1 protein-coding gene is annotated in these 540 nt (G+C 50.9%); it reads left to right on the top strand.

What is annotated here, in order from left to right; genetic code table 11:
• Positions 1-126: 126 nt before the first annotated feature.
• On the top strand, positions 127-540 hold a 414-nt coding region (gene tnpA, locus IE061_RS17920; protein WP_016914376.1), incomplete at its 3' end, for an IS200/IS605 family transposase.

Consider the following 540-nt stretch of genomic DNA (forward strand, 5'->3'; position numbering starts at 1 on the left):
TTCGTTGAGGTAGTTCCAAACAAAATTCACGCTGCGGGCCATGCGGTTAAGCTCGGCGGCGTGTTTGTCCTTCACTCGAACCTTGAGGGTCTTGGTCTGCTTCATAGGCTGTAGTATAGTTGGCCTATGGAGACCAAACAAGACTTACGCACCGGTAGACACTGTGTTTTTATGATTCATGCTCACTTGGTCTTTGTGACCAAATACCGGGGCAGAATCTTCAACACTGAGCACCTCGACTCCCTTGAAACGCTATTTCGACGGGTCTGCGCGGATTTTGAAAGCGAGCTAGTTGAGTTCAATGGTGAGACAGATCACGTTCACCTGTTGGTTAACTACCCGCCAAAAGTGGCGTTATCCAAACTGGTGAACAGCTTGAAAGGCGTATCAAGCAGGAGATTGAAGCGGCTGCACCCCGAACTGGTGAAGCCTGCGTACCTGAAAAATGCGCTATGGAGTCCAAGCTACTTTGCGGGAAGTGTCGGAGGCGCCCCCCTGAGCATGGTCAAGCAGTATATTGAGCAACAATCGAGGCCGGAC

The sequence above is a fragment of the Vreelandella hamiltonii genome, from assembly GCF_014651795.1.
Classification (GTDB): Bacteria; Pseudomonadota; Gammaproteobacteria; order Pseudomonadales; family Halomonadaceae; genus Vreelandella; species Vreelandella hamiltonii.